This window comes from Phormidium sp. FACHB-592 (genome assembly GCF_014695795.1).
Classification (GTDB): domain Bacteria; phylum Cyanobacteriota; class Cyanobacteriia; order Leptolyngbyales; family Leptolyngbyaceae; genus Stenomitos.
The window spans coordinates 99,395-124,605 of sequence record NZ_JACJOZ010000009.1 but is presented as its reverse complement, the minus strand read 5'-3'; the positions used below and the strand labels follow the sequence as shown (position 1 = coordinate 124,605).

The 25,211-nt window shown below is 50.7% G+C and carries 20 protein-coding genes; 10 read left to right on the top strand and 10 right to left on the bottom strand.

Annotated features, from left to right (window positions below):
• The first annotated feature begins 849 nt into the window (after positions 1-849).
• Entirely contained in the window at positions 850-990 is a 141-nt protein-coding gene (locus H6F86_RS01105) for a hypothetical protein (protein WP_190446286.1), read from the top strand.
• 16 nt (positions 991-1,006) lie between these two features.
• Here H6F86_RS01105 and crtD read toward each other — a convergent pair whose 3' ends face one another.
• Entirely contained in the window at positions 1,007-2,590 is a 1,584-nt protein-coding gene (gene crtD, locus H6F86_RS01100; protein ID WP_190446285.1) for a C-3',4' desaturase CrtD, read from the bottom strand.
• 230 nt (positions 2,591-2,820) lie between these two features.
• On the opposite strand from crtD, the gene H6F86_RS01095 reads away from it, so the two are divergent.
• Positions 2,821-4,155 (top strand): pitrilysin family protein, encoded by a 1,335-nt coding sequence (locus H6F86_RS01095; protein ID WP_190446284.1) that lies wholly within the window; start codon positions 2,821-2,823, stop codon positions 4,153-4,155.
• Positions 4,156-4,334: 179 nt separating this feature from the next.
• On the opposite strand, the gene H6F86_RS01090 is transcribed toward H6F86_RS01095, so the two are convergent.
• A complete protein-coding gene (locus H6F86_RS01090; protein ID WP_190446295.1) occupies positions 4,335-5,348 on the bottom strand; it encodes an RNA polymerase sigma factor, RpoD/SigA family in 1,014 nt (337 codons plus the stop codon).
• 1,098 nt (positions 5,349-6,446) lie between these two features.
• On the opposite strand from H6F86_RS01090, the gene priA reads away from it, so the two are divergent.
• Positions 6,447-9,107: a primosomal protein N' gene (gene priA / locus H6F86_RS01085; RefSeq protein ID WP_190446283.1), complete on the top strand. Its 2,661-nt coding sequence runs from the start codon at positions 6,447-6,449 to the stop codon at positions 9,105-9,107.
• A 276-nt stretch (positions 9,108-9,383) separates the two neighbouring features.
• A complete protein-coding gene (locus H6F86_RS01080) occupies positions 9,384-10,319 on the top strand; it encodes a tetratricopeptide repeat protein (RefSeq protein WP_190446282.1) in 936 nt (311 codons plus the stop codon).
• A 32-nt stretch (positions 10,320-10,351) separates the two neighbouring features.
• On the opposite strand, the gene H6F86_RS33065 is transcribed toward H6F86_RS01080, so the two are convergent.
• The 3 genes from H6F86_RS33065 to thrC all read right to left on the bottom strand — a co-directional run bounded on the left by H6F86_RS33065 (position 10,352) and on the right by thrC (position 12,294).
• A complete protein-coding gene (locus tag H6F86_RS33065) occupies positions 10,352-10,606 on the bottom strand; it encodes an ACT domain-containing protein (protein WP_190446281.1) in 255 nt (84 codons plus the stop codon).
• An 11-nt stretch (positions 10,607-10,617) separates the two neighbouring features.
• Positions 10,618-10,893: a MoaD/ThiS family protein gene (locus H6F86_RS01070; protein WP_190446280.1), complete on the bottom strand. Its 276-nt coding sequence runs from the start codon at positions 10,891-10,893 to the stop codon at positions 10,618-10,620.
• Positions 10,894-10,992: 99 nt separating this feature from the next.
• Positions 10,993-12,294 (bottom strand): threonine synthase, encoded by a 1,302-nt coding sequence (gene thrC / locus H6F86_RS01065; protein ID WP_190446279.1) that lies wholly within the window; start codon positions 12,292-12,294, stop codon positions 10,993-10,995.
• 601 nt (positions 12,295-12,895) lie between these two features.
• Here thrC and H6F86_RS01060 point away from each other — a divergent pair.
• The 6 genes from H6F86_RS01060 (at position 12,896) to H6F86_RS01035 (ending at position 19,676) form a co-directional block, all read left to right on the top strand.
• Entirely contained in the window at positions 12,896-13,093 is a 198-nt protein-coding gene (locus tag H6F86_RS01060) for an NblA/ycf18 family protein (RefSeq protein ID WP_190446278.1), read from the top strand.
• Positions 13,094-13,453: 360 nt separating this feature from the next.
• A complete protein-coding gene (locus H6F86_RS01055) occupies positions 13,454-14,329 on the top strand; it encodes a universal stress protein (RefSeq protein WP_190446277.1) in 876 nt (291 codons plus the stop codon).
• A gap of 389 nt (positions 14,330-14,718) precedes the next feature.
• Complete coding sequence (locus H6F86_RS01050) at positions 14,719-16,326, top strand: ATP-binding protein (protein ID WP_190446276.1); 1,608 nt, start codon at positions 14,719-14,721, stop codon at positions 16,324-16,326.
• 194 nt (positions 16,327-16,520) lie between these two features.
• Entirely contained in the window at positions 16,521-16,895 is a 375-nt protein-coding gene (locus H6F86_RS01045; RefSeq protein WP_190446275.1) for a response regulator, read from the top strand.
• A gap of 8 nt (positions 16,896-16,903) precedes the next feature.
• Complete coding sequence (locus H6F86_RS01040; RefSeq protein WP_190446274.1) at positions 16,904-18,859, top strand: response regulator; 1,956 nt, start codon at positions 16,904-16,906, stop codon at positions 18,857-18,859.
• Between the two features lie 82 nt (positions 18,860-18,941).
• Positions 18,942-19,676 (top strand): phycocyanobilin:ferredoxin oxidoreductase, encoded by a 735-nt coding sequence (locus H6F86_RS01035; RefSeq protein WP_190446273.1) that lies wholly within the window; start codon positions 18,942-18,944, stop codon positions 19,674-19,676.
• A 41-nt stretch (positions 19,677-19,717) separates the two neighbouring features.
• Here the strand turns inward: H6F86_RS01035 and H6F86_RS01030 are convergent, their stop codons facing one another.
• The 5 genes from H6F86_RS01030 to H6F86_RS01010 all read right to left on the bottom strand — a co-directional run bounded on the left by H6F86_RS01030 (position 19,718) and on the right by H6F86_RS01010 (position 25,035).
• Entirely contained in the window at positions 19,718-20,560 is an 843-nt protein-coding gene (locus H6F86_RS01030; protein WP_190446272.1) for a DUF4351 domain-containing protein, read from the bottom strand.
• Positions 20,561-20,589: 29 nt separating this feature from the next.
• Positions 20,590-21,540: a MoxR family ATPase gene (locus H6F86_RS01025; protein ID WP_190446271.1), complete on the bottom strand. Its 951-nt coding sequence runs from the start codon at positions 21,538-21,540 to the stop codon at positions 20,590-20,592.
• A gap of 146 nt (positions 21,541-21,686) precedes the next feature.
• On the bottom strand, positions 21,687-22,910 hold the full coding sequence (locus H6F86_RS01020) for a DUF4350 domain-containing protein (protein ID WP_190446270.1): 1,224 nt from the start codon (positions 22,908-22,910) through the stop codon (positions 21,687-21,689).
• 117 nt (positions 22,911-23,027) lie between these two features.
• On the bottom strand, positions 23,028-23,609 hold the full coding sequence (locus tag H6F86_RS01015) for a DUF4129 domain-containing protein (RefSeq protein ID WP_190446269.1): 582 nt from the start codon (positions 23,607-23,609) through the stop codon (positions 23,028-23,030).
• 109 nt (positions 23,610-23,718) lie between these two features.
• Entirely contained in the window at positions 23,719-25,035 is a 1,317-nt protein-coding gene (locus H6F86_RS01010; protein WP_190446268.1) for a hemolysin family protein, read from the bottom strand.
• Between the last annotated feature and the right edge of the window lie 176 nt (positions 25,036-25,211).

Here is a 25,211-nt window from a genome sequence, read left to right as displayed (position 1 = left end):
CCTGAAAATCATGAAGGCATGGTTTATGTGGTCATGATTCGGTTGATGCTGAGGCGGTTAACAAACAACCGACGAACGAGGAACTTGAAACCTGCTTAACCAGCATTTACAAACACTTTCTAAGAAGACAACCGCCAAGAAAACAACTACGAAAAAATCCACCACCAGCAAAAAAGCTTCAACGACTTGAACCAGCTAGACTTTTGTAGAGATGTCTATAGCGAGGTCAGAAGCAAGGAGATAGGCGGCATTTAGGATGAAAAAACGTGGAGGCTCCTGACTCATGGATTTTGCTGTGTATGTCAGTTCTTGAGGATTCTAAATCAGGATTTTGCAATGGCGAAACTATTGAAACGTCTGTTAATTATTACTTCTCGACTGTTTATTGCTTTGGTTCTTTCTGGGGTGTTTTTCCTATTTCTCTTTATGTTCGTTGCTCCAGCTTTGCTGGATTCGGGCAATGTTTTGCCAACCCATAGTGGGACTTATACTGGGTTTTACCTTATGTATCCAAGTCTTACCGGAAAAGTAAATAATCTCAATTGCCGGACTAATGGATTAGGTCTAGACAGTTACTCCTATTTCTGTCGCTTTAATGTTGAATCATCAAATATTGAGCGATTCATTAAGGAGAGGTCGATGTTTAAGCAGGCGGGACTAAAGCCTTGGAAATGTAGACGATTATACGAGGGGTGGACTCCTAAAGACTCTTGGTGGCAACCGTCAGAGCTTGAGGGCGAAGGACAATGCTACATATCCGGAGGGGGAAACTATTTTACAGTGTTATATTCCCAAAAAAGTCAACTTGCTTACATAAATGACGCTGATCTTTAAGCCGTTTCGGTAGGGTTGAGTCTAACGAAACTCTACAAAACCCAGCTAATTTACGTAATTGAGGATGACTTGCAACAGATTGCCATACTCGCCATTCGTAAACCTACACCCTACGACTATGACAATTTAGATGCGTTGTTGAACAGCCTGGAATAACCATTTGTAAATACCCTTACCCTCTCGCCTCAATCTGCCTCACAGTCGTTAACGCTGAGTAGCTCACCCCTGCCGTGCCCTCACCGGGATGAGTCGAGTCTCCCACCAACCAGAGATTACGAATGGGTGTACGGTTTGCAAAGCCAAAGGGACCAAACGTTGGCACCCGCTGACCAATCCCGCCGACAGTGCCCTGATCGCGCCCCGTAAAATGTGCAAACGTTCGAGGCGTTGCCGCTTCAACGTGCAAAATCGTTTCGTCATTGAGGTTGAAGAATTGAGACAGACGAGCGATCGCCGCCTCGGTATAGCGCTGCTTCAGTAAGTCGTAGGAGGTTTGAGTTTCAAGTTCAGCCTTTTGATTTTTACCTTCTGCCTTCTGCCTTCTGCCTTCTGCCTCCCCCTCTCCCCACCAAAGACTGGTATCCGTAAACGACGACGCAATAATCGTCGCTTTCCCTACCGGTGCCCGACCATCACCGGGACGACTCACCGAAACAAAAAGGGAGTTGTTCTCAGCGATCGCACCCTCATAGTCATACAAAAACTGAAGGTGGGGCGGGCAGTCTTCGGGGATAGCGCGTTCATCCACACCGAGATACACCACAAACGCACCAGAGCCAGGCGGCAGTTTCTCTACTCGTCGCTGATAGCCTCTAGGAGCATTCTCGCCCAGCAAGTCCATCAGGTTTTGCACCGTCACGTTGGCTACGACATGGTCGGCAGGCTCTGTCCAAACGTCTTCTGTTTTCTGGTTGCGGATAGCCACACCTGCAACCCGATCGTTTTCAACATGGACGGCTTCCACCGTATGACGCATGAGGAGCTTGCCACCATCACGTTCCAGTGCCGCAACAAGGCGATCGCTCAACGCCTGCATACTGCCGTGAAGATGAAACAACCCTTGTGGCTCCTGAGAAACTCCCAAGGCTGTCGCTGCATAAAGCAACGCCGTTTCTTCTGCATTCACCTGCGAATAAAGCTTGAGTTGCAAATCAAGAAAGGTGCGTAGCCGCCGGTCATGCGCCAAACCGTAGCCACGAAGGACATCACCCACGGTGGAAAACGTATGAGGCAGGGTCAGCAGCGTGTCTGATCGGACTGCCTTCGTTAACTGCCATAGATCCCACAGGTTGCGCGGCGGCAGCACCGGATCGCGTGACTGAAACGCCCAACTGTAGCGAAATAAGTCTGTTAACAACTGCCAAAATGGTTCACTGCCAGGAAACTGTCGCTGACGTTCCGCCTGCCAGCGTTGGGGGTCACGCCAAACGTTGATCGGCTCAGTTTCTCCCGGTAAGTAAACGGCACAGGCAGGATCACAGTGAGTGGCGGGTGGCAGATCAATACCCAGCTCGGCAAAAATCCGGTGATGAATGCCGCCAGGTTCCAGCCCCGCTACCTGAGTCGCACCGACATCAAACGTGAAACCCTGTCGCTTAAAAGTTGAGGCGCAACCACCGGGTACTAATGCTTGATCCAGCACCAGCACAGAGTAGCCTCGATGCGCCAGCAATGCGCCAGCCGTTAACCCACCAATACCTGCCCCAATGACAACAACATGAGGAGCCTGATGTCGATTGCGCTGATTACCTGACATACCCGGCATTTTACACTTCTTAATAATTCCATCATAAAGCTTTATGCTTGATCTAGGGTTGGGTTGAGTTTGTAAATGCCACGCTGGCTTTGCTATCAGCTTTCAGTCTTCAGCCTTCAGCTTTTAGATTCCCTGCTGACCGCTAATTGCTTAGATAATTTACCTTTGCCGCTGCGACGCTCTCGTTCCGATTAAGATAGGTGAAGCCCCTCCACTGAAGAGCGCACCGCATGACTTCAACTTTAAGGAAACCTGTCGCTCAGCCGCTCAATGCGCCAACGCTGCACCGTCTTGCTAATGGCTTGACGATCGTTGCAGAACAGATGCCCGTTGACGCTGTAAATCTGAATGTCTGGCTCAATGTTGGATCAGCTGTTGAAACAGATTCAATCAATGGCATGGCGCACTTTTTGGAGCACATGATCTTTAAGGGCACCGCGCAACTTCAGAGCGGCGAATTTGAACGTTGTATTGAGCAACGAGGAGCCGTAACCAATGCAGCGACCAGTCAAGATTACACTCATTACTACATCACCACTGCGCCCCAAGACTTTGCTGACCTGGCACCGTTGCAAATTGATGTGTTGATGAATGCCAGTATCCCCAATGATGGGTTTGAGCGAGAGCGCCATGTCGTGTTAGAAGAGATTCGTCGATCGCAGGATAATGTTCGCCGCCGCACATTTCAGCAGGCAACCGAACTAACCTTCGATCGCCTTCCCTATCGTCGTCAAGTGTTGGGTCCGACCACAGTCATTGAGCAACTGACTGCCCAACAGATGCGCGATTTTCACCAGCAGTGGTATCAGCCACAGGCAATGACTGCTGCCGTTGTTGGCAATCTTCCGGTTGATGAGTTGATCCGCATTGTAGAAGCTAGTTTTGTGCAAGCAGCCAGCGGTCAGCGGTCAGCCAGCAGCGGTAAGTCGTTAGAAGCCCAGCACTCAAAACCCAAGTCGTTAGTACCTGAGGCTCCGTTTCAGACGATCGTGCGTCGGGAATTAACCGATGCAAGCCTTACTCAGGCGCGTCTGATTATGGCTTGGCGTGTACCTGGGTTGAATGATCTCCAGCAGACGTATGTTTTGGATGTGCTGGCTTCGGTATTAAGTCATGGGCGGACAACGCGGCTGGTGCAAGATCTGCGAGAACAGCGTGGGCTGGTTTCGAGCATTTCTGCCAGCAACCTGACCTATCAACACCAGGGTGCCTTCTACATTTCGGCACAGCTGCCGACTGAGAATTTAGCCATCGTAGAAGCGGCGATCGTCCAGCATCTCCATGACTTACAAGCTGACCTCATTAGCGAAGCCGAAGTTGCGCGTATCCGCACTCGCGTTGCCAATCATTTCATCTTTGGCAGCGAAACACCCAGCGATCGCGCCGGGCTCTATGGTTACTACCAAGCTCTCGTTGGCGACCTTTCAGCGGCGATCGACTACCCAACCCACATCCAGGCACTAGATGCCGAAGCAGTCAGGGCGGCAGCTCAAACCTATCTTTCGCCTACTGCTTATGGAGTCGTTACGATTAAGCCAGAAGCGAATGAAGGAGCAGGAACATAACCTGTAGCCTAAAATCCGTAGCGTAAACAAGTTAGGGGCATGGCTGCGATAATGCGATGCCATGTCCCTAAGCACTTTCTAGCAAACAAAAGACCTGTTAAAGCAACAAAAATAGGGTCGGTGGCTGGATAAAAAGAAACCCGGCACCTGACCCTATTAAGCTGCTCTAGCTAAGACATTTAGCCGAGCCAACTCTTCAGCCTTTCGGCAATTTGAGGACGGCGTAGCTTTCGCATTGCTTTGCTTTGAATTTGCCGTACCCGTTCGCGTGAAAGGTTAAACAAGCCACCGACTTCTTCTAACGTGCAGGGTTTGCTAGAGGTTAGCCCATAGCGCAGGGAGATAATGTCTTTCTCGCGTTGGGTTAGCACATCGCCCAGCACATCCCAAATTTCCTGACGCAGCATGGTTTCACTCATCTGTGCTTCTGGCGACTGAGTATCACCATCTTCCAGCAGATCCATGAGTTCTGTGTCCTCACCTTTACCCACACGATGGTTTAGCGATAAGGACTTACGGCGCACTTGCTGCAAATTTCGTAGCTGCTCTGGTGTAACTTCTAGGGCATTCGCTAGCTCTACTTCAGTGGGGTTGCGGTTTAACTCTTTACGCAGATCGCGGTGCGCTTTCTTGAGCTTGTTCAGCTTTTCGACGATGTGGATTGGGAGACGAATGGTGCGGGCATCATTGGCGATCGTCCGTGTAATACCTTGCCGAATCCACCAATAAGCGTAGGTCGAAAACTTATAGCCCTTGTCTGGGTCAAACTTTTCGGTCGCACGGTTCAACCCTAAAGCGCCTTCCTGAATTAAATCTAGAAAAGGAACGCCCCGGTTGAGATAGCGTTTGGCGATCGACACAACCAGCCGCAGGTTCGATCGAATCATCTTACGCTTGGCAACCCGGCTGCGGTACAAACGATGCTCTAGCTGCCGTTCGGTTAGTTCGACAGCGGCAGCAAGTTCTGCCCGAGTCGGAACACGATCCAATTCCTCAATTAGCCGCGATTGCACAGCATCCATATCAACCAGATAGCGAATCCGCCGCGCTAGCTCAACTTCCTCATTCGGTTTCAGTAAGGGATAGCGCGCCATCTCTTTGAAAAATGCACCTACCGCATCATCCGAACTGGTTTTGCTATAGCCAGACGGACGCGCACTAGCAATTTGATCCACATCCTCGTCCGTGCTCATCGCTTCGTCATCATCACTAGCGACAGCATCAAGCAGACTGGCATCGGTAATGACGGCACCAGTCGCGTCGTCGCCCTGAAAAAGTTCAGCTTCGGCAGCATCAATATCAGCAAAGTCGGGCTCAGCCAAATCGTCAGCAGCTAACCCAATAGGCAAATTTCCGTCAGCCACCAGTTGCAACGATTCAAGCATTGCGTCAGCAGGCATTGCCTCATGCTCAAACGCCGCTACATCTTTAGATTGAATGGTCTCTTGGTGCATAAAAATAATTGGTGTGAGGGGGGCTGCTTACTAAAAAGGGGGGTAAGTATACGCTTTTCTAAGCGATGAAATCTCTGAATCCAGCTATGCAAGCTGAGTAAATTACTTAACCTCTAGATTTGCCGAACTCAACGACTCAACTAGGAACGTGGGAAAAGGGTGTTGCCTGCAGGCGACATACCAGCAGAGAAACGCTTGACCAGTACCATGCCATGAGCCGATCGCCTTCTGTTAAACTACTTGAAGCAAATTTTTAGGCTGTTCGCTCGACTACAAAAAGCCTTTCAACCCTGTTTAATCGCTTCAACAAGTTGGGTAGAGAGAAACAAGTAACGCTATAGAGAGAAATGATGATCGGCAAACTCCAAGGTGCGAATCTCTAGAGCAGGTGCAAATCTTTGGAGTGGAAAGACTTTTGCCCGACAATCACAGTGAAAGTTGCTACCCCCTTTTCTCTTGCAAACTCTCGGCAGATGCCAGAGGCAAACAGGTCTTGAGACGTGCCGCTCAACAGACATCATTTATAGCTGAACGTAGTTGAACATTGTCATACGTTTGACAGGAAGACTCCTTGCTTGCTGCACCAATCCGCGTATCGCGGTCAAAACGCTGGCTGTGTTCAACTGCTTATCCTTTTAAAAGAGTCCCATAGAGTTCATACGTCTCCTATCTATCGGTAGGGTGAAAACACCTCTTCCACAAGCTAGAGTGTGAAAAGCTGTAGGAAGAGGGAAAAGCAAACGCCGCACGTTCCTGGTAGGCAGAAGACGAGATTAAGTACTGAAGCCCTTTCCGTAAGCCTTCACCACGGCTATATTCTAAAGTCTGAATCCCCTGATGTTTGTGTTGGCTGAACCTGGAACCGATTATTTTGCTGATGCACCCGTAGCTGCCTGGGTCGAAGTGCTGGTAGATTGTCCTGGGGCCCAAGGCGTTTTTACCTATCGGCTACCGCCCTCTTTGGTGGTTCAACCAGGCGATATTTTAAGCGTGCCCTTTGGGATGCAACAGGTAGGCGCGATCGCCATTCGTTGTCTTGCCACTCCGCCTACTGACCTGGAGCCAACCCAACTTAAGGATGTTGATACGCTATTACAGACGGGCTTCTTTTCGGCGACCTATTGGCAGCTCCTAACCCGCGTAGCAGACTATTACTGCACCTCTCTAATGCAAGTAGTGCGCGTTGCACTACCGCCAGGATTGCTGACGCGATCGCAACGGCGCGTACGGCTGGTAGACGGCAAGGCAAACGGCAAACGGCAAACGGCAAACGGCGAAACCGATGCTTCCCCTCCCTCCTCTCCCCTCTCCCCTGCCGCTCAACAACTCCTCACACTCCTAAATGCAAGCAAGACGGGAGACTATACCTGGCAGTACCTACAACGCCAGTGTCAGGGTGCACATCAAGGGCTGCAAGAACTTGTCCGCAATGGCTGGGTCGAAAATTATCTAGAGCCGCCAGCAACCGTTCGCCCCAAGCAACGGTTGGCAGTCACCCTGGTTGCATCGTCTCCCACTGACCTTACCCTGACCACCCGGCAGCAGGAGATTCTGGCAGTGCTGCGACGGCAGGGCGGTGAGCTGTGGCTAGCGGATCTACTCCAGCAATGCCGTACCAGTTCCACAACGCTGAAAGGTTTGGCGCAGAAAGGGCAGGTTGTGATTCAGCCACGTGAAGTGCTCCGGCGTGAGCATGCCCCGACGATCGCAGCCGATGTGTCGAAGCCCTTGACTCCAGACCAGACAGCAGCGTTGGAGCAGCTTCAGGCACTCTCTGGCTTTGCTCAGGTGTTGCTACATGGTGTCACTGGCTCTGGTAAGACCGAAGTTTACCTACAGGCGATCGCGCCCATGTTGGAGAACGGGCAATCTGCTTTAGTGCTGGTGCCCGAAATTGGGCTGACACCACAATTGACTGATCGTTTTCGTGCCCGTTTTGGCGATCGTGTCTGCGTTTACCACAGTGCCCTCTCAGATGGCGAACGCTACGATACCTGGCGGCAAATGCTCAATGGCGATGCTCAGGTTGTAATTGGCACCCGCTCTGCCGTCTTTGCACCGTTGCCACGCCTGGGTCTCATTGTGCTGGATGAAGAACACGACTCCAGCTTCAAGCAAGACCAGCCCGCTCCTTGCTATCACGCCCGCACGGTTGCTAGCTGGCGAGCAGAGTTAGAAGATTGTCCGCTGCTGCTAGGGTCGGCAACGCCATCGCTGGAAAGCTGGGTTTTCTGTAGAAGCCAGAAGGCAGAAGGCAGAAGGGAGTGGGGAATCGGGAGTGGGGAATCGGGAGTCGGGAGTCGGGAGCCAGAAAGCAGCCGTCCGTCATTAGAGGAAAAGCTTCGCGAACCAAACTCAAACCATTCTCCTACTCTTCGCTCCTCACCCGTTGCTCTTCACCCTTTACCCCTTTTCCTCTCCCTTCCCACTCGCGTTCACGATCGCCCACTGCCCTCGATTGACGTGGTGGACATGCGTCGGGAACTTCATGAAGGCAATCATTCAATTTTTAGTCGATCGCTGCGAGCAGCACTCCTTACTATGAAGGAACGGCAGCAGCAGGGCATTCTATTTATTCACCGTCGTGGGCATAGCACCTTCGTTTCTTGCCGAAGCTGTGGCTACGTTGTCACCTGTCCTAACTGCGATGTCTCGCTGGCGTACCATCATGTTCACAGTGAGGCAATACCCCTATTACGCTGCCACTACTGCAACCACACCCGTTTACTACCCAACGACTGCCCAACCTGTCACTCGACCTACTTCAAGCATTTTGGCAGCGGCACTCAGCGTGTTGCTCAAGCGCTGGCACAGGAATTTCCTGACCTTCGCGTGCTGCGGTTTGACAGTGACACAACGCGCACAAAAGGTTCGCATCGAGCGCTGCTGAACCAGTTTGCGGCTGGCGAAGCAGACCTTTTAGTGGGTACTCAAATGCTGGCGAAAGGGATTGATCTACCGCAAGTGACGCTAGTTGGCGTTGTGTCAGCCGATGGGCTACTGCACATGGCAGATTATCGTGCGAGCGAACGCGCGTTTCAAACGCTGACCCAGGTAGCGGGGCGCTGTGGGCGTGGGGACGATCCGGGACGAGTGATTCTGCAAACCTATGCGCCTGACCATCCAGTCATTCAAGCTGTACAGCAGTATGCCTATGAGCAGTTTGTGGCTACCGAACTGGGGCAGCGATCGCAGCTCAACTATCCGCCCTACGGTCGCTTGGTCTTATTGCGGTTTGGCAGTACCAGCCCGATCGCAGTGCAGCAAGCTGCCGAACGGGTAGCGCTAGCACTGGCAGACTTAGAAGCGCATGGTGTAGAGCGTTTGGGACCCGCGCCTGCTGTTATTTTGCGTGTTGCGCGTCGCTACCATTGGCAAATCTTGCTGAAGCTACCGCTTCATACCGCAGTGACGCTGCCCGATAGCACCACGCTCCGGGCGCTCTGTGCCAGCAATGTCAGTTTAACGATTGATGTTGATCCACTAAATTTGTTCTGATTGGCTTCAAGAAATGCTTTAACCGACGGAGAGGGAACGCTAGGCGGGACAGATAGCGATCGCCTGCAAGCGGTGATGTGCTTACGCCAAGCCGCTTAAATTCCATCCCTGCAAATACGGAATAGAGCAAGCGCGTCTCGTTTCCTTAAATGTAGACACTAGCTGCGCAGACACGACCATGCGACCTTTTCGCTACATGGGCAAGAAAATGTCAAGCTTTAAGTGCCTGGACTAGCCAACGTCTTTATTCTACCGATTTCATCGAGACAAGCCTTTATGACCTTCCAACCTGTTAAACTGACTGCCCTCTTTGTACTTTTAGCTAGCGTTGCTACGCCCCCCGATTCGGCACAGGCAGCAGCACTAGGTCAAGTAATGCCTGCCAACCGTCCAGCGACCCTACTTCTTACGCAAGCACAGGCTACTCCCGTTGCCCGTCTACTCAAGGACGGCAATGCCTTGCTGAATGAGGGTAAGTCGGAGCAAGCGCTATCTTTGTTTAAGCAAGCGCTAGACGCTGACGCAAAAAATGTCCAAGCCTGGATTGGTCAGGGCACTGCGTTCTACAATTTGGAGCAGTATGACGAGGCGATCGCTGCCTATAAGCGTGCCACAGAACTCGATTCGCGCTCAGTGTCTGGCTGGGTCGGGCTAGGTAATGCATTGGATGACAGCAAAAAGCCAGAAGATGCTCTGAAAGCTTATGACACAGCGCTGAAAATTGACGCTAACGATGCCAATGTCTGGTACAACCAAGGTGTAACGCTCAGTCGCCTACGCCGCTATCAGGACGCACTGACTGCGTACGATAAAGCGATACGCTTGCAACCAGCCTATGGAAGTTCCTGGTACAACCGAGGCGTAGTGTTAACCAAGCTGCAACGTTATCCTGAAGCGCTTGCGTCTTATGACCAGGCAATAAAAATTGCCCCTGATCGCGCGGATACCTGGATCAATCGCGGGAATGTGCAGTTTAACCTCAAACGCTATCAAGATGCGGTTAAATCCTACGATCGAGCCATCACACTCCAAGCAAGTAACGAAGATGCCTGGTTTAATCGTGGTGTTGCCTTAGCCCAACTTGAGCGTTATCAAGATGCGATCGCGTCCTTTGAGAAAACGCTTAAAATCAACCCCAACAACACAGATGCTCGCGAAAACCGCGATCTCTTGCTCAAGCAAGTGGGACAACTTAATCAAGACGCTGTATAAGTGAGCGAAGCAGGCACTACTTGATGCCCAGCTTACAACAATACTTGAACGGCTCTCTTCAAAACCGATTGCTTCACCAAAACGTAATCTGTGTTGTAGGCAGAGATAGCAAAAATGCTAATGTCAGCGGTCGGCGGGATGACTGCTTGGGTACACATAATCGAGAGTTTGTCCTGCGTCCGCGCCACAGCAAAAAATCCTTGCAGACTCCAAGCTGATATGGGCAGAGCGCGATCGAGCCGACAGATAGCAAACACCTCTAGCAAGATGGCAAGAGTAAGTTGCACGTCAGATGTGATCAACCACCCGCTATCGCAGGAATAATGCTAACCTCATCGCCGTCTTTTAAGGGGGTTTTAGCACCGTCTAGAAAGCGAATATCTTCACTGTTGACGTAGAAATTGACGAAACGACGCAACTCACCTTTATCATCACACAAACGCGCTTTGATGCCGGGACAGCTTGCTTCCAGCGATTCCAACAAATCAGAAACGGTATCAGCATTGCATTCAAGCGTTGCCTGATTGTTCGTCAGCTTTTGGAGTGGAGTTGGAATGAGAACTTTAATGGACATGGGTTGAAAAGATAAAAGGATGAATCATGAAATAGCACAAAGATGAAGTAAGAAAGGGCTGTTTTGACGTTTTAGCCTTCAGCCCTTATCCTTCTATTCTTAAACTAAAACTTGCTGCCATTCTAAGCGCTCTAACGTGTGTGAGCGTTCGAGTGCCCGCTCAAAGCTATCTAGTTTGGGTTCGATCGTAAACGGTTCGCCGATGTAACCCTGCATTGCTTCTTGGGTTTTTAGACCATTGCCTGTGATGTAAACAACTGTCGTTTCATCAGGATCAATCTTGCCAGCTTCCACTAGCTTTTGCAGCACTGCTACAGTCGTGCCGCCAGCGGTTTCGGTGAAGATGCCCTCAGTTTCTGCTAATAGCTTGATGCCTTCAATAATTTCGGCATCGGTAACAGATTCAATATTGCCGTTAGTCTTGCGAGCAATGTCGATCGCGTAAACCCCATCTGCCGGATTGCCGATCGCTAGTGACTTAGCAATGGTGCTGGGCTTCACAGGTGTTACAAAGTCGCGTCCCTCACGGTACGCCTGGGCGATCGGAGAGCAGCCGTCTGCCTGTGCGCCGCTAAAGCGCACGTGCTTATCAGCAACCAGTCCCACATCGACAAATTCTCGGAAACCCTTATAGATTTTCGTGAAGAGAGAACCTGAAGCTAGCGGTGCCACAACATGGTCTGGCAACTGCCAACCTAGTTGTTCTGCCACTTCATAGCCTAGCGTTTTGGAGCCTTCAGAATAGTAAGGGCGCAGGTTGATATTTACAAAGCCCCAACCATGGGTGTTGGCGACTTCAGAACAGAGGCGGTTTACCTGATCGTAATTGCCTTGCACCGCCATCACAGTAGGACCATAAATCAATGTGCCCATAACCTTACCAGCTTCTAGATCGGCAGGAATGAAGACACAACAGTCTAAGCCTGCATGAGCCGCGATCGCCGCTGTAGAATTTGCCAGATTGCCAGTGCTAGCGCACGAAACAGTCGAAAAACCTAACTCTTTTGCCCGCGTTAGCGCTACCGATACCACCCGATCCTTAAAGCTCAGGGTTGGCATATTCACTGCATCATTCTTGATGTACAGCTTATTTAAGCCGAGGCGACGTGCCAAGCGTTTCGCCTGCACGAGCGGTGTCATACCTGTACCTACGTCGATCGGCTGGTTGGTTTCAACAGGCAAAAAGGATCGATAGCGCCAGATCGAATTTGGTCCCGCCTGAATCGTTTCGCGGGTCACTGTTTGACGTAGAGCATCGTAATCGTAAACAACTTCCAAGGGACCAAAGCAGTACTCGCAGACGTGCATAGCCTTAAGTTCGTACTCTTCGCCACACTCTTTACACTTAAGCGCACGAAAGGTTGCAGCAGATTTGGTTTTTGGTTGAGTTGCCTGGGTCATAGTCAAAAGCTCTCAGTGATGGTGAAGGACACGATTAAAGACGAAGTTCGATTGATGGTAACACGGGTAACAAAACCAGTCAAACATACCCGACTCTTTTTATCGGGTATTGGTGCTGATGAGCATTTCAGCCATTTTTACCGCGAATGCCGTAGAGAAGTGCCATATATCCTCTAAGGGAAGAACGTCATCTTTACTACAGATAAAGTTGGCATGGTCTGACAAGCTACTCGCAGCTTTAGTCTGCCAGTCATAACTGCTAGTTAGCTGCGTAAAAGCTGTGCCAGAACAGCAGTATTAAGCGTGATTGAGTATGCTTCTGCAAAAACGCAAGTGATGTACAGCGAAACACATACTGCTTAGGGCAATCTTTGCAACCTGAAACAGTAACGAGAGCCGTAGCACAGGCACATACTAGCGAACTAGTCCGAGAGGGGGATGGTCACTTTGTCAAACAGTTGTTATATTTTGTAATAACAAGCGGATCACTAATTCTGACTCTTGGGAAACCGTAAGCAGAAGCAGCGATCGCTAGAAACGTCCAACCGAAGCAATTCGCTATTGGGCGGTCAAAACACACTCTCTCAAACTGGAGTCGAACATGAGCCAACCTGTTGACCTATCTTTAGAGCAGCAATTCAGTATCCGTTCCTTTGAATCCCAAGTGCAGAACATGAGCCGTGAACAAGCTCAGGACTTCCTCGTCAAGCTCTACGAGCAAATGGTAATGCGTGAGAACATGTACAAGCATTTTCTTAAGCACCAATGGGGATTAGAATCGGGTCCTCAGTTTCAGTAGCGTTTTCTGCGCTGTGGACGACCTCTATCTCTTGCTTTTTTCAGACTTAATGGAAGAGAGCTGGGGGTGCTGGGGCGTCAAGTGCAGTCTATTTAGTTTTTTTGATTGTTAGTACTGCTAATTTAATTTGCTTGATCAACGTCTTACTCATCTTTCTCAAACGTTGATGTTAACTATCATCTCGAATAGACTTTTGTCTTGAATGACTGGAAAACGCTGTCTGGCTCCGATCAGCGCGTGCCGACCAGTAAGAAAGCATTTAACCAAAACCAATACCTTAATGAAATCACCACGCTGTTTTGTTCTGCAATGGTAGTTTAAGGACAGGTGAGCTGAAGAGCGCTTGCCAACCTGGGTACCATGTTTCAGCGTTTAGTAATCTGTACAGACTTTTCGGACGGACTGCACCGCCTTGTAAGCTTCGTGTCTAGCTTTGCAGAAGGTGGTGTGAAGCAGCTTGTCTTTTTGCATAGTGTTCCGTATGTTGAGCGCAACAACGTTCCACGGATTAATGAGGAAGGGATCAAGCAGGCACAGGAACGCTTGAGCACTGCGCTGAAAAACCTTCCTCCGGGCATTGATGTACAAGTGGAAGTCGAGTGTGGTAATCCGGTTGACTTGATCTTAAAGGTAGCTAATAAATATGCGGCAGATCTAGTGCTTACTGGCACCCCAACCCGCAGCCTTCTGGCAGAAAAATTCTTTGGTAGTACGACTGTCGCGCTGGTACAACGGTTGACAGTGCCCTTGATGGTGATGCGTCCGCAGTTGATTGCAACTTATACAGCGGAGGAATTGTCTTTGCGCTGCCGTCATCTGTGCCGCTACTTACTAGTGCCTTACCATGGAAGTCCTGCCTCAAAGTATTTGGTGCAGCAACTGAAGCAAAGCTTTCAACCGTCGATCGAGTTACAGCTACACCTATGTTGGGTTGTGGATGGGATGCGACGGCGCGACGTGCCTACCGACCATCAGCTTGCCAGCGCACGTAAAGAACTGGAGACGATTGCCGCTGAAATAAGAACGGCAGACATAACGATCGATCCGGTCGAAGTTCGGGAAGGCGACCCACTGACAGAAGTGTTGGCAGCAGCACAGGAAGCCAATGTCAGCGCGATCGTTACGTCCTCAAGCGTACCCAATAAGCTGTTGAGTTGGTCTGCACCACAGTTTACAGACGAGCTGTTGCGTCGGAGTTGGCATCCAATTATCTACTTCCCACCGTCGCGACAGTAAGTAGAAAGGCTAAATCAAGCACCATCGAGAGACTGGGTTTCGACTGCGCTCAACCTGCCGACACGCAGGACTAGGAGCATTGAGCGAAGTCGAGATGTGTCTCTATCAATAATTACGCCCAGCTACTTAGAGGCATTGCAACCTGTCCTTAAGGTTGATCAAAAATTTTGATCAGACCTGCACTGAGTGGCATATATTGCCGTAGTCCCTTTTAGGCTAGCGCAGGGTTTGACAAAGCAGCGGGCGATCGACGTAGAAGCAGTGGCACTACGACGACCAGCCAGTAGTGGCGTGGGAAATAAGATTTACAACATTAAGATCTGTTCGCTTTAAAGTTTTGAAGGGTTGGGTCAACAATTGAAGAGACTTGTCTGCATAGCTGTACTGAAGTGTCTCAACCGTCTTCTCAAAAATTCATAGCGTCTGAGGCTCAGAAAGCCAAACAGTACGAATCCATGCAGGCAGAGCTACGCAAGCAGCAGCAACAGATGGCACTGTTTGGTGAAGTGACGCTCAAAATTCGGCAGTCGCTTCAGCTCGAAGATATTTTGCATACGACTGTGACAGAGGTGCAGCGCCTTTTGCAAGTCGATCGTGTGTTGATTTACCATGTCTTACCTGATCGCACTGGCAAGACCATTAGCGAGGCAGTGTCGCCAGAGTATCCGGCACTAATGCATTTAGAGTTTCCCGAAGAAGCGTTTCCTCAGGACTATCAGCAGCTTTATGCTCAAGGACGAGTGCGGACGATCGCCAACGTACGCGATCCGACCGCTGGTTTAGCGACTTGCTTAGTGAAATTTGTGGAGCAATTTGGCATCAAAGCAAAGTTAATTGTGCCGATCGTCCAGACGCTCACGGTTCATACTCACGGTAACGCTCTCGTTCAGCAGCACCTCTGGGGTTTGTTAATTGCCCATCAATGCCAGAGCACGCGACAGTGGGTCGAGTTTGAGCGAGAGCTCATGCAACAACTGGCAGTGCATATTAGCCTTGCCCTCTCGCAAGCACAACGGCTAGAACAACTGGAAGCGGCTATAGAAGCCCGTACCGCCGCCCTGCAAGCAGCTCAACACAATTTGCAGCAGGAAAGCAACGGGCGGATGCAAGCAGAAGCTGCCCTACGTCAAAACAATGAGTGCCTAGCTATCATCAGCCACGAACTGCGAACACCACTAACCTCCTTGCACAGTGCCCTCAAAATTTTGGCGACTGGGCGTTTAGGCAACCTCTCAGCCAAAGGGCAACAAATGCTGACGATCGCGGATGCCAGCACTGAACGGCTTGTGCGGCTAGTCAACAACGTGCTCGATTTACAGCGGATTGAGTCTGGTAACCTCATGATGCAACGACAAGCGTGTAATGCCGCCTACCTGCTCACTCAGGCAGCAGAGGCAATGCAACCGATGGCACAGCAACATGGCATTACCCTGGTGACCCAGCTAGAAGATATTTCTGTCTGGGCGGATGCCGATTACATTCTGCAAACGCTGACCAATCTACTTAGCAATGCCATCAAGTTTTCACCCCCATATGGCAAGGTCTGGTTGAGCGTTACCCGTTCCGATGCCCCCTCTCCGTACCCTGCACCCACTCAGCAAAACATCTCGATGGTAGGTTCAACTGAAAGCCACGATCGCAGCCTAGACGGAGCCCCACACCTTATACCCAAGCCCGTTCGGCTGCATACTCACGCCGAAACCCACGCCCGTCCGGCTAAGTTCATATCGAAGCCACTCGCCACTCCCCACTCCCCACTCCCTGAAGCAGTCTTCCGTATTCGTGACGAGGGGCAAGGCATCCCAGAGGATCAACTAGAACGTATTTTTGAGCGGTTCCAACAGGTCGATGCCTCTGATTCTCGTCAGAAAGGGGGCACGGGCTTAGGGTTGGCAATTTGCCGCAACATTATTGAGCAACACAACGGCAGGATTTGGGCTGAAAGCACCCTGGGCGGTGGCAGCACCTTTGTGTTCACACTGCCTGCGCCCAGGTAGAGGCGCGTAGACAGGCGCTCCCTGCGATGCTCCTACCAAATGCCCTAATGCCCTAGCTCGAACCGTTTGCAACACGCTGTGACTAGCAGTTCTTACCTAGACGAAGGACACCCTACAGCATAGATTCATTAGCTGCACCACAATTGCCGAGAAAAGGCTATATGCTCATCCCCAATCTCAGGTAGTGGAAACTCATGCCCACCAAACGAATCTTAATTATTGATGATGAAGAAACCATTCAAACCGTAGTGCAATTTGGCATCCAGATGAGCGCAGGATGGGACGTTTTGCTTGCCAGTTCGGGGGCGCAAGGCATTGTCATTGCCCAGACTGAACAACCCGATGTCATTTTGTTAGATGTTGTGATGCCTGCTATGGATGGTCTTGCAACGTTCAAAGCGCTCCAATCCCATCTTGCGACAAAACATATTCCTGTAATCTTTTTAACGGCTAAGGTGCAAACGGCAGCAAGGCGTCAATTCGATGGCTTGGGAATCAGTGGTGTCATCACAAAACCATTCAATGCACTGCATTTACCAGAGCAAATTGCCCGCATTCTCCATTGGTAGCGATCGCCATGAAAATTCTGCTGGTTGAAGATGATGATGTCCTGATCAAGGTGCTGACGAAAACGCTGAAGGCGCATCACTACATTATTGATGCTGTCAAAGATGGCGAGATGGGATGGACTTATGGTTCTACCTTTGAATACGACCTGATTGTGTTGGATGTCGTCTTGCCTAAGCTTGATGGCATTAGCCTATGCAAACGCTTTCGTGCTGAGGGCTATGTCACCCCTATTTTGCTGCTGACCTCTCAGACGGCAAACTCTGCTAAGGTACAGGGTTTGGATGCGGGAGCAGATGACTATGTGGTGAAACCGTTTGATCAGGCTGAACTAGCAGCTCGGATGCGGGCATTGCTACGGCGGGGTAGCCCCAATCCCTTTCCACTGTTGACGTGGGGTGATTTAATGCTGAACCCCAGCACCTGTGAGGTGAGTTATCGGGGTCAACGCCTTGACCTGACCACAAAGGAATATGAGTTGCTGGAACTGATGCTGAGAGATACTCAGCACGTTTTTAGCTCAGATGAGTTGCTGGATCATCTGTGGTCGTCAGAAAAGTTTCCGTCTGAGGCAACAGTGCGTTCCCATATTCGGCGGGTGCGCCACAAATTAGCGGCGATCGGTGCGCCCCAGGACTTTATTGCCACCTTACATGGACGCGGTTATTACTTGAAAGCGCTTCAAACAGAGGTAGCTATGCCGACAATATCCCCTCCACCCGTACGATCGCCCTCCCTAGAGGTTGCCTCTGAACCTAAGATTGATCGCTCGCACGACAGTACATCCTCCCTACCCGTTGACGATCGCTCAACCACTGCCCAACAGCAATATCTTGCCTTTCTCAACGAAACCTGGACGACAACACAGCCCGATAGTATCGACCAGGTAAGAGTTTTGCTCCAGGCGATCGGAGATTTGCATGCCGACCAACTGACTCCACAACATCAGACGCAGGCACAACATCTGGCACATAAGCTAGCTGGTACTCTGGGCATCTTTGGCTTGCATAAGGCAGTTCACCTAGCCCGCCAATTGGAGCATTGGTTGGGCGGTCAAGCCCCCCTACCTGCCAACCAGGCACCGTTAATGAAAGGGCTGGTAACGGCTCTCCAGCAGGAAATCGAGGCTACAAGCCAGATTCAACCGTCTCAAATCCCCAGTGGGCAGTCACCGCTACTCTTACTCTTAAGCGATAACGAGTCGTTGAATCATGCGCTCCAAGCGATCGCCGCGAGCCGAGGTGTTCAGGTTGAGCTAGTGTCTCCACTCGCACTGGATACGACCTTGAGTGCACTGGATGCCACGATCGACGAGATTGGACAAGCACCTGATGTCATTCTGTTGCACCTGTCCATAGATCGAGCGATGTACAGCCACTCAGGTCAGGCGCAACCGCCATCTCTTTTGCAGATTTGCACTCAACGGTATCCAGCTTTGCCGATCATAGTTATGGGCGATCGCCAGGAATGGCGCACTCGGCTAGAGGTGGCACGGCATGGTGGCAAGCTCTTTCTAGACACTTCAACGTCACCAGAACAGGTGATTGCTACAGTTGTTGATTTGTTGACACGATCAAAACTGCCCACCAAGGTCATGGTCGTCGATGACGATCATCATTGGTTACGCACCTTGCCTACCTTACTGAAACCGTGGGGGTTTAAAGTCACAACCCTGGCTGATCCGCAGCAATTTTGGACCGTCTTGCAAGCTGTCACCCCTGATGTTGTGGTTTTGGATGTCAATCTGCCCGAAATCAACGGCTTTGAACTGTGTCAGATGCTTCGCAGTGACCCTGACTGGCAACGATTACCTGTATTATTTCTAAGTGCGCTGACAGATGCGTCTAGCCAGCAGAAAGCCTTTACCGTTGGCGCAGATGACTACTTACATAAACCGCTGATGGGAGGGGAATTGGCAACTCGGATTCTGAATCGCTTACAGCGTGTGCAAGTTTATCAGAGTTAAGATCGCATCGTCTTGGCACTAGCCTTATGTTGCCTGACACCAAATTATTAGCTACGTATTCAAATAAAACTATTAACAATTTATGGAAGGGTCATTAAGAAGCCGCCAGCATCCTCTGATTTGCCGCTTGGCGGACACCATTGAAGACGTTTGGCGGCAAAACCTTGATCTGTCGCCGTATAGCGTGCCAGAGGATTTGGGCTATATCGAGGGCAGTCTGGAAGGTGAACGCTTAACGATCGAAAACCATTGCTATCAAACGCCACAATTTCGCAAACTGCATTTAGAACTGGCGCAAGTAAGCAACGGCTTAGATATTCTCCACTGTGTCATGTTCCCTAAGCCTGAGTTTGCGCTGCCGATCTTTGGCACCGATCTGGTAGGGACTCTTCGTGGTGGCATTAGTGCTGCGATCGCCGATCTATCGCCTATCCGGAGCGATCGGACCCTGCCCGATCGCTACCAGCAGGAGTTAGCAGCGCTGACTAAACCCCAGTTTTCGCAGCCACGCGACTTGCCAGAGTGGGGCAATATTTTTTCGGATTTTTGTCTGTTTGTGCGTCCGGCTAGCGATCAAGAAGAGGATCAATTTCTCGATCGGGTACGTACTTTCCTCACCCTCCACTGCCAGATTGCTAGCAGCGCAACGCCCCTGACTACACCGCTCGATATTCATGACGTTCTGGTCGGGCAACAAAACTACTGTACGAAACAACAGCAAAACGATAAAACCCGCCGCGTGCTGGAAAAAGCCTTTGGCAGCGAGTGGGCTGATCGCTACATGAACACCATGCTTTTTGACTACGTAGCAGTTTGATGATCAACGGTTGAGTTCAAATCAGCACTCAGCACCGTACATTAGCGTTCCAGATTCGCTAACCAGCTTTCTAACGCTGGCAAACCGGAAAAATCCAACAACGCTTCACCCAAATCTTCTAGTTGAGCGATCGACAAACCCTGAATCTGCTTCTGCAACGCTTGTGGCACACTACCCAAGCGTCGGGTTAGCTGCCGCACAATTAAGTTAACCTCTGCTTGCAATCCCTGCTGCAATCCTTCCTGCAATCCCTCTCGAAGAATTTCTTGATAGATGACAGATTCTTTCATGGTGACGCTCCGAAAAAATTGATGAATTTGTTCGCTATCAAAGACTAAGCCTGCAAGTAACTGGGCGCAGGTTGAGATGGTTTGCCACAGACTGCTTGGCTCGATTATATTCACCTGCGCTGCCACTTGTTGTAATAAAGCAGCAGGCACGTCTGTTTGCGTGAGAACGGCTAAAGGCAGCAAACTGGGAATGCTCAACAGGGTTGTAGGTTCCTCTTCCCAGATCCGGATTACCCGGTGGCGGTGAGCGGTTTTGGTAGCAGTGAAGCGATCGATGAAGACGGCTTCTGAAGTGGTTGGTTTAAGGGAAATAACGGCCTGTTCAATCTCACAACTGTACTGACGGTAAAGCCTCACCCAATAGTCCAGTATTCTCATTGGGAGAGAAGGCCTGGACTGTGGCAATGTTTGAAACTCTAAATGCAAAATTTGGTTGCTTGTCCGCAGAAAGATGACTGAATCTACTCGAACTGGCTCAAGGCTCAACTCAGTTTTGAGAATTTGAACATCTGTTGAAGCGGTGCCAAGCAACCACTGAGCAAACGCTTCAGGATCTTGCTCAACTAGATATTTGAGTGTGTTGTCATATGCCATACAAAAGTGAGAAAACGACCCATCCAGCATCAGCGCGGTACTGGCACTTGGCTTAATAAGGCACCAATCACTGCATCCACTTGAAGTCCGTCCAACTGCGCTTCGGGGCGCAAAATAAAGCGATGTCGTAAGGTTGGTGGGGCGATCGCTTTGATGTCGTCTGGTGTCACAAAATCGCGCCCACTTAACCAGGCATTTGCCTTACTTGCCTGGAGCCATGCCACTGCCGATCGCGGGGAAGCCCCCAACGCCAGATCAGGGTGCTGGCGCGATCGCTGCACCAGTGCCAGCAAATAATCAATCAAGGGGTCAGTTACTTTCACCGATCGTACTGCCTGCCTTGCCGCCAAAATTTGTTCGACTGAGAGTAATGGTTTTAGCTTTACCAGGTCTAAGCGCTTAGTTTGCAAACCTGTCTGGCTATTCAGCAACATTTGTTTCTCTGCTTTTGGCTCGGGGTACGCCACGATAAGCTTAAAGAGAAAGCGATCGAGTTGCGCTTCTGGTAGCGGGTACGTACCTTCAAATTCCAGTGAGTTTTGCGTCGCAACGACCCAAAACGGCTCTGGTAGTGCCAAACTCTGCCCATCCAGCGTCACTTGCTGTTCTTCCATTGCTTCTAGTAGCGCTGCCTGAGTTTTGGGCGGTGTGCGGTTCACCTCATCTGCCAGCAAAAACTGGGTAAAAACAGGTCCTTTTTTGAGGGTGAAGTTTTTGGTATTCAGGTCAAAGATGTTTGTGCCGAGAATGTCGGAGGGTAGGATGTCGGGCGTCAGCTGAATGCGGCGAAAGTCTGCCTGCACCAATTGCGCCAGCACCTTGACTAGCAGCGTTTTGCCCGTTCCTGGAACGCCTTCTAAAATGACGTGCCCACCCGCTAGCAGCGCAACCATAAATTGGTGCACTAGAGCAGTCTGCCCAACTACAACCTGGCTAAGGGCTTTGGAGAGGCAATCGAAGGTGTCGTTAAGTTCAGACATGGGGAGGTAAGGGGTGAAGAAGTAGAGGAGTGAAGGAGTTAGAAAGGCAGAGGAAGCTGGGGAGACTGAAAAAGCAGGAGAGGCAGGGGAAGCGAGTGAACTTGAATGAACTCAAAACTTTTATCCTTTAGCCCTCAGCCCTCCCGCTACAAAGCTAGCTGTTTCCGAACAGTCTGCATTGCCTCTAGCAACTTTGACAACTCTGCTTCGCTGCTTCGACGTGGGCGATTGGTAGAGTTTAAGGCAGCCTCTAGAATAGCGGCGGATTGACCAGTTTGTTGAGTCCAGACATCAAGTAGCGTTGACAGTGGGAGTAGTTCTGCACCTAGCCCCAGCGCTTTTTGGATTGCAAGCTGCTCTGCTTTACAGATGGTATCCACGACAAATTGATTGCTCTCAGCTTTCCGTAAGACGGCTGACATGGCTTGAATGTATGCCTCGCTGTTGTCAACGATCGGGGTTGTGAGGGCGATCGCAGGACCGAACCGCCGATTTTGCCCCCAAAGGAGTACTAGCATCATGACGGTTACTTGAATCAAGACCAGCAGCAGGGGTGTTTTTGCCAGATAGCTGACTAAATTGCCATCTTCCTGCTTGATAACCTCTATGTCTTTGTAGCCGTGTGAGTATTCGTCTACCCAAATGGGCAGTTTCGTAGCTGTAACCAGCGTTGCCAAAAACTCAAAGTTACCAGGGGAATCTTGATAGGCATTGGCTGCTAGATGCGGTGTGGATGCAAAAACAACCCGTCCTTGCCCCATAGTTTGCTGCCAGACAACAGCGCCAAACGAATCATTCAACAGTGGCTTGATTCTAGTGTCGCGATCGGTTTCGCGACGGCTCGTGTAGATTTGCACAGCACCAGTTGGACTGCCGATCGCGCTTTCAAACGGTGCTTTGGTGACTGGCGATTGTGCGCCCAGTAGTATCAGCACATTACCGCGTTCGACCCATGCCATGCTTGCCACCGAGAGAGGTTCACCACTGCTAACTTGCAGCAGGGTTATGGGGGAAGAGACGGTCGAAGCGGCAGGGGAAGCAAGGAGGGCAGGGGAAGCAATAACAGCCATGCTTGTCTGTGCGTCTCTGCGTCTCTGCGTCTCTGCAGTTTGATTGGGATTGGCAGTTTCGATCTTCGGCGTTTTTAGCTCGCTGGGTTGGAATAGCAGCTTTAATGGCTTCTGCCAGCGCTGAATTGTAACGCCTCTGGATTCCATGAAGGCATACCAAGCTCCATAGCCATCGGGTGAACGTCCATAGGTGGAGCCACTTTGCTGCTGCTTGCCACCTGGAGCCGCAAAGAGACTAATGATCACCAGCGCAGCTAAGACGATCGCGAGTATCCAGATTTGTCGCTTGGAGAGCGTCATGGGCAAGGAGTGAGGGGAGAGAGGGGAGGGAGAGGGGACAGAGGGTAAGTGTGAGGAGAAGCAGTAGAAGAGGCTGATGCAAGCTCAACTCAATGAATTCAAAACTCAAAACTCTTGTCAAGCGGTTTCAATGTCCTGATAAGCGCGTTGGCAGCGATCGAACTCATCGGCTGAGATCTCGGCGTTGTCAAAGCAAAGTTGCTCGTGGGTGCGGATCAGCACCTGGTAAGGAACGGAACGGGGTAGCGTTTGGATAATTTGCAGGTATTCGCCATCGGTGCGACTAGCTTCGTGGGGAATGGGTTCGGTGTCATTTAAGCGTTGAAGTGCAGCCATATAGAGGGCACGGCTCGCTTCGCGGTAGTCACCTTGCTGGGCAAAGGTACGCGATCGCCGGAGCCATTCTGCCACCGTCAACGGGCGATCGGTGCGATCAGGTTGAACAATCTGCCCCTGTTGTGACAACACCAGGGCACTAAGGTAGGGACGCAAGAACGTGTAAAGCTGCCAACCTAACCAGCCCAGCATTGCCCCTGCAATCACCCAAAACAACAACCGCAGCAACCACTCTGGCAAAATTTCATTAGGCAAACGGGCGCGATCGACAGGCGCAAACAGCCGCTCTAACCACTCACTCACCCGCTGCTGCATCAGCCGCAACTGCCATCCAATGCTGGTTTTCTCGAAGGAGCCTGTCATCGGTTCACCTTAATCGCGATCGAGTCTTTACGTTCAGACTTTAATACTTGCCTTTTGCCTTCTACCTTCTACCTTTTGCCTTCTGCCCTCTGCCTTCCTTTACCTGCCCCTAATCCACCCCCTCTATCTCTGGCATCTCCACCAGAATGACACGCACACGCTGACCATCTTCAAGCACAGTAAGCTGCACGTTGTCAATTTGCAGACTATCGTTGGCTTCGGGTGGACGCTGCAACTCTTCAAGAAACAAGCCTGCTAGGGTTGCCGCTTCATCGCGCGGCAACTGAAGATTCAACTCGTTATTGACGGTCGCGATGCTAGCACGAATTTTGAAGATGCCTTCATGTTCACTAAGCTGACGAAATTCGCGTTCTTCTTCTGCATCATATTCGTCGCGAATTTCACCAACAATTTCTTCTAAAACGTCCTCTAGTGTTATTAATCCGGCTGTACCGCCAAACTCATCCTGCACAACGACCAGATGTAGCCGATTTTGCTTCATCTCTGCCAGAAGATCGGTTGCAAGCTTTGTTTCAGGAACGTAGTGGACAGGGCGAAGCAACTCTTGGATGCCCGGAGCGTCTTCTGCGCTAACGGGAAAGGGGCGAATGAGATCTTTAACGTGCAGGATGCCTACGATATTGTCCAGGTCATCTTCGCAAACGGGCAGGCGAGTATGAGCATTTTCAGACACAATCTGGCAAGCATCTTGCAAGGATGTAGTGGTTTTAAGGTATTGAATCTGCACTCGGGGCACCATGATTGCCCGTGCCGTAATGTGGCTGAGTTCGACAGCACCATGAATGATGCGTCGTTCTTGTTCGCCAACTGAGCCACCTGCAAGCCCAGCATCAACCATCGCTTTAATTTCTTCTGTGCTGATGGCTTCTTCTTCTTCGTTCGCTGCGTTGCCTGCCAGATCCAAAATCAAGTTGGTGGTGAGGCTCACCAGCTTAACCACAGGAGCGGTTAGCTTTTGCAGCAGACGCAGCGGACGAATGCAAACCAGCGCAAAGGACTCAGCATGACGGATTGCTAGCTTTTTAGGCACCAGTTCGCCAAAGATGAGACTAACAAGGGCGATCGCAACCGTCACCCCTACTAGCGACACTTTTTCGGCTGTTGCTTCGGGGATAAATGGACTCAGCACCTTTGTCAGTGGTGTTGCCAAATTTTCAGCCGCGAAAGCACCGTTGAGGAAGCCCGTAAGGGTGATCACCAGTTGAATCGTCGCTAAAAAGCGGGTGCTGTCTGCCGTAGTTGCTAGCACCAGACGGGCACGACGGCTACCCTGATCAGCCAGGAGCTGTAGCCTCACATCACTCGCTGAGACAAGAGCAATCTCGGCGGCGGCAAAAAAGGCATTGATGGCAATCAGCACAAGGTTGATGCCAATCAAAAGCGGAATATTGGTCGCTGTGTTCATGTTGCAGGTTGGCGAGCGGATGTCCAGACTCAAAAAGACACATCCAACGATCGAGCCAATAAATCATAAAAAAGAACTCTCCAAAGTTTAGCGCCTATCTTGTGACCTTTCTTAAAGGGATTCATACAGAGGGGCTAAGGCACTGTCTATACCTGCTCTAGCCAAGCAGCTTTCGC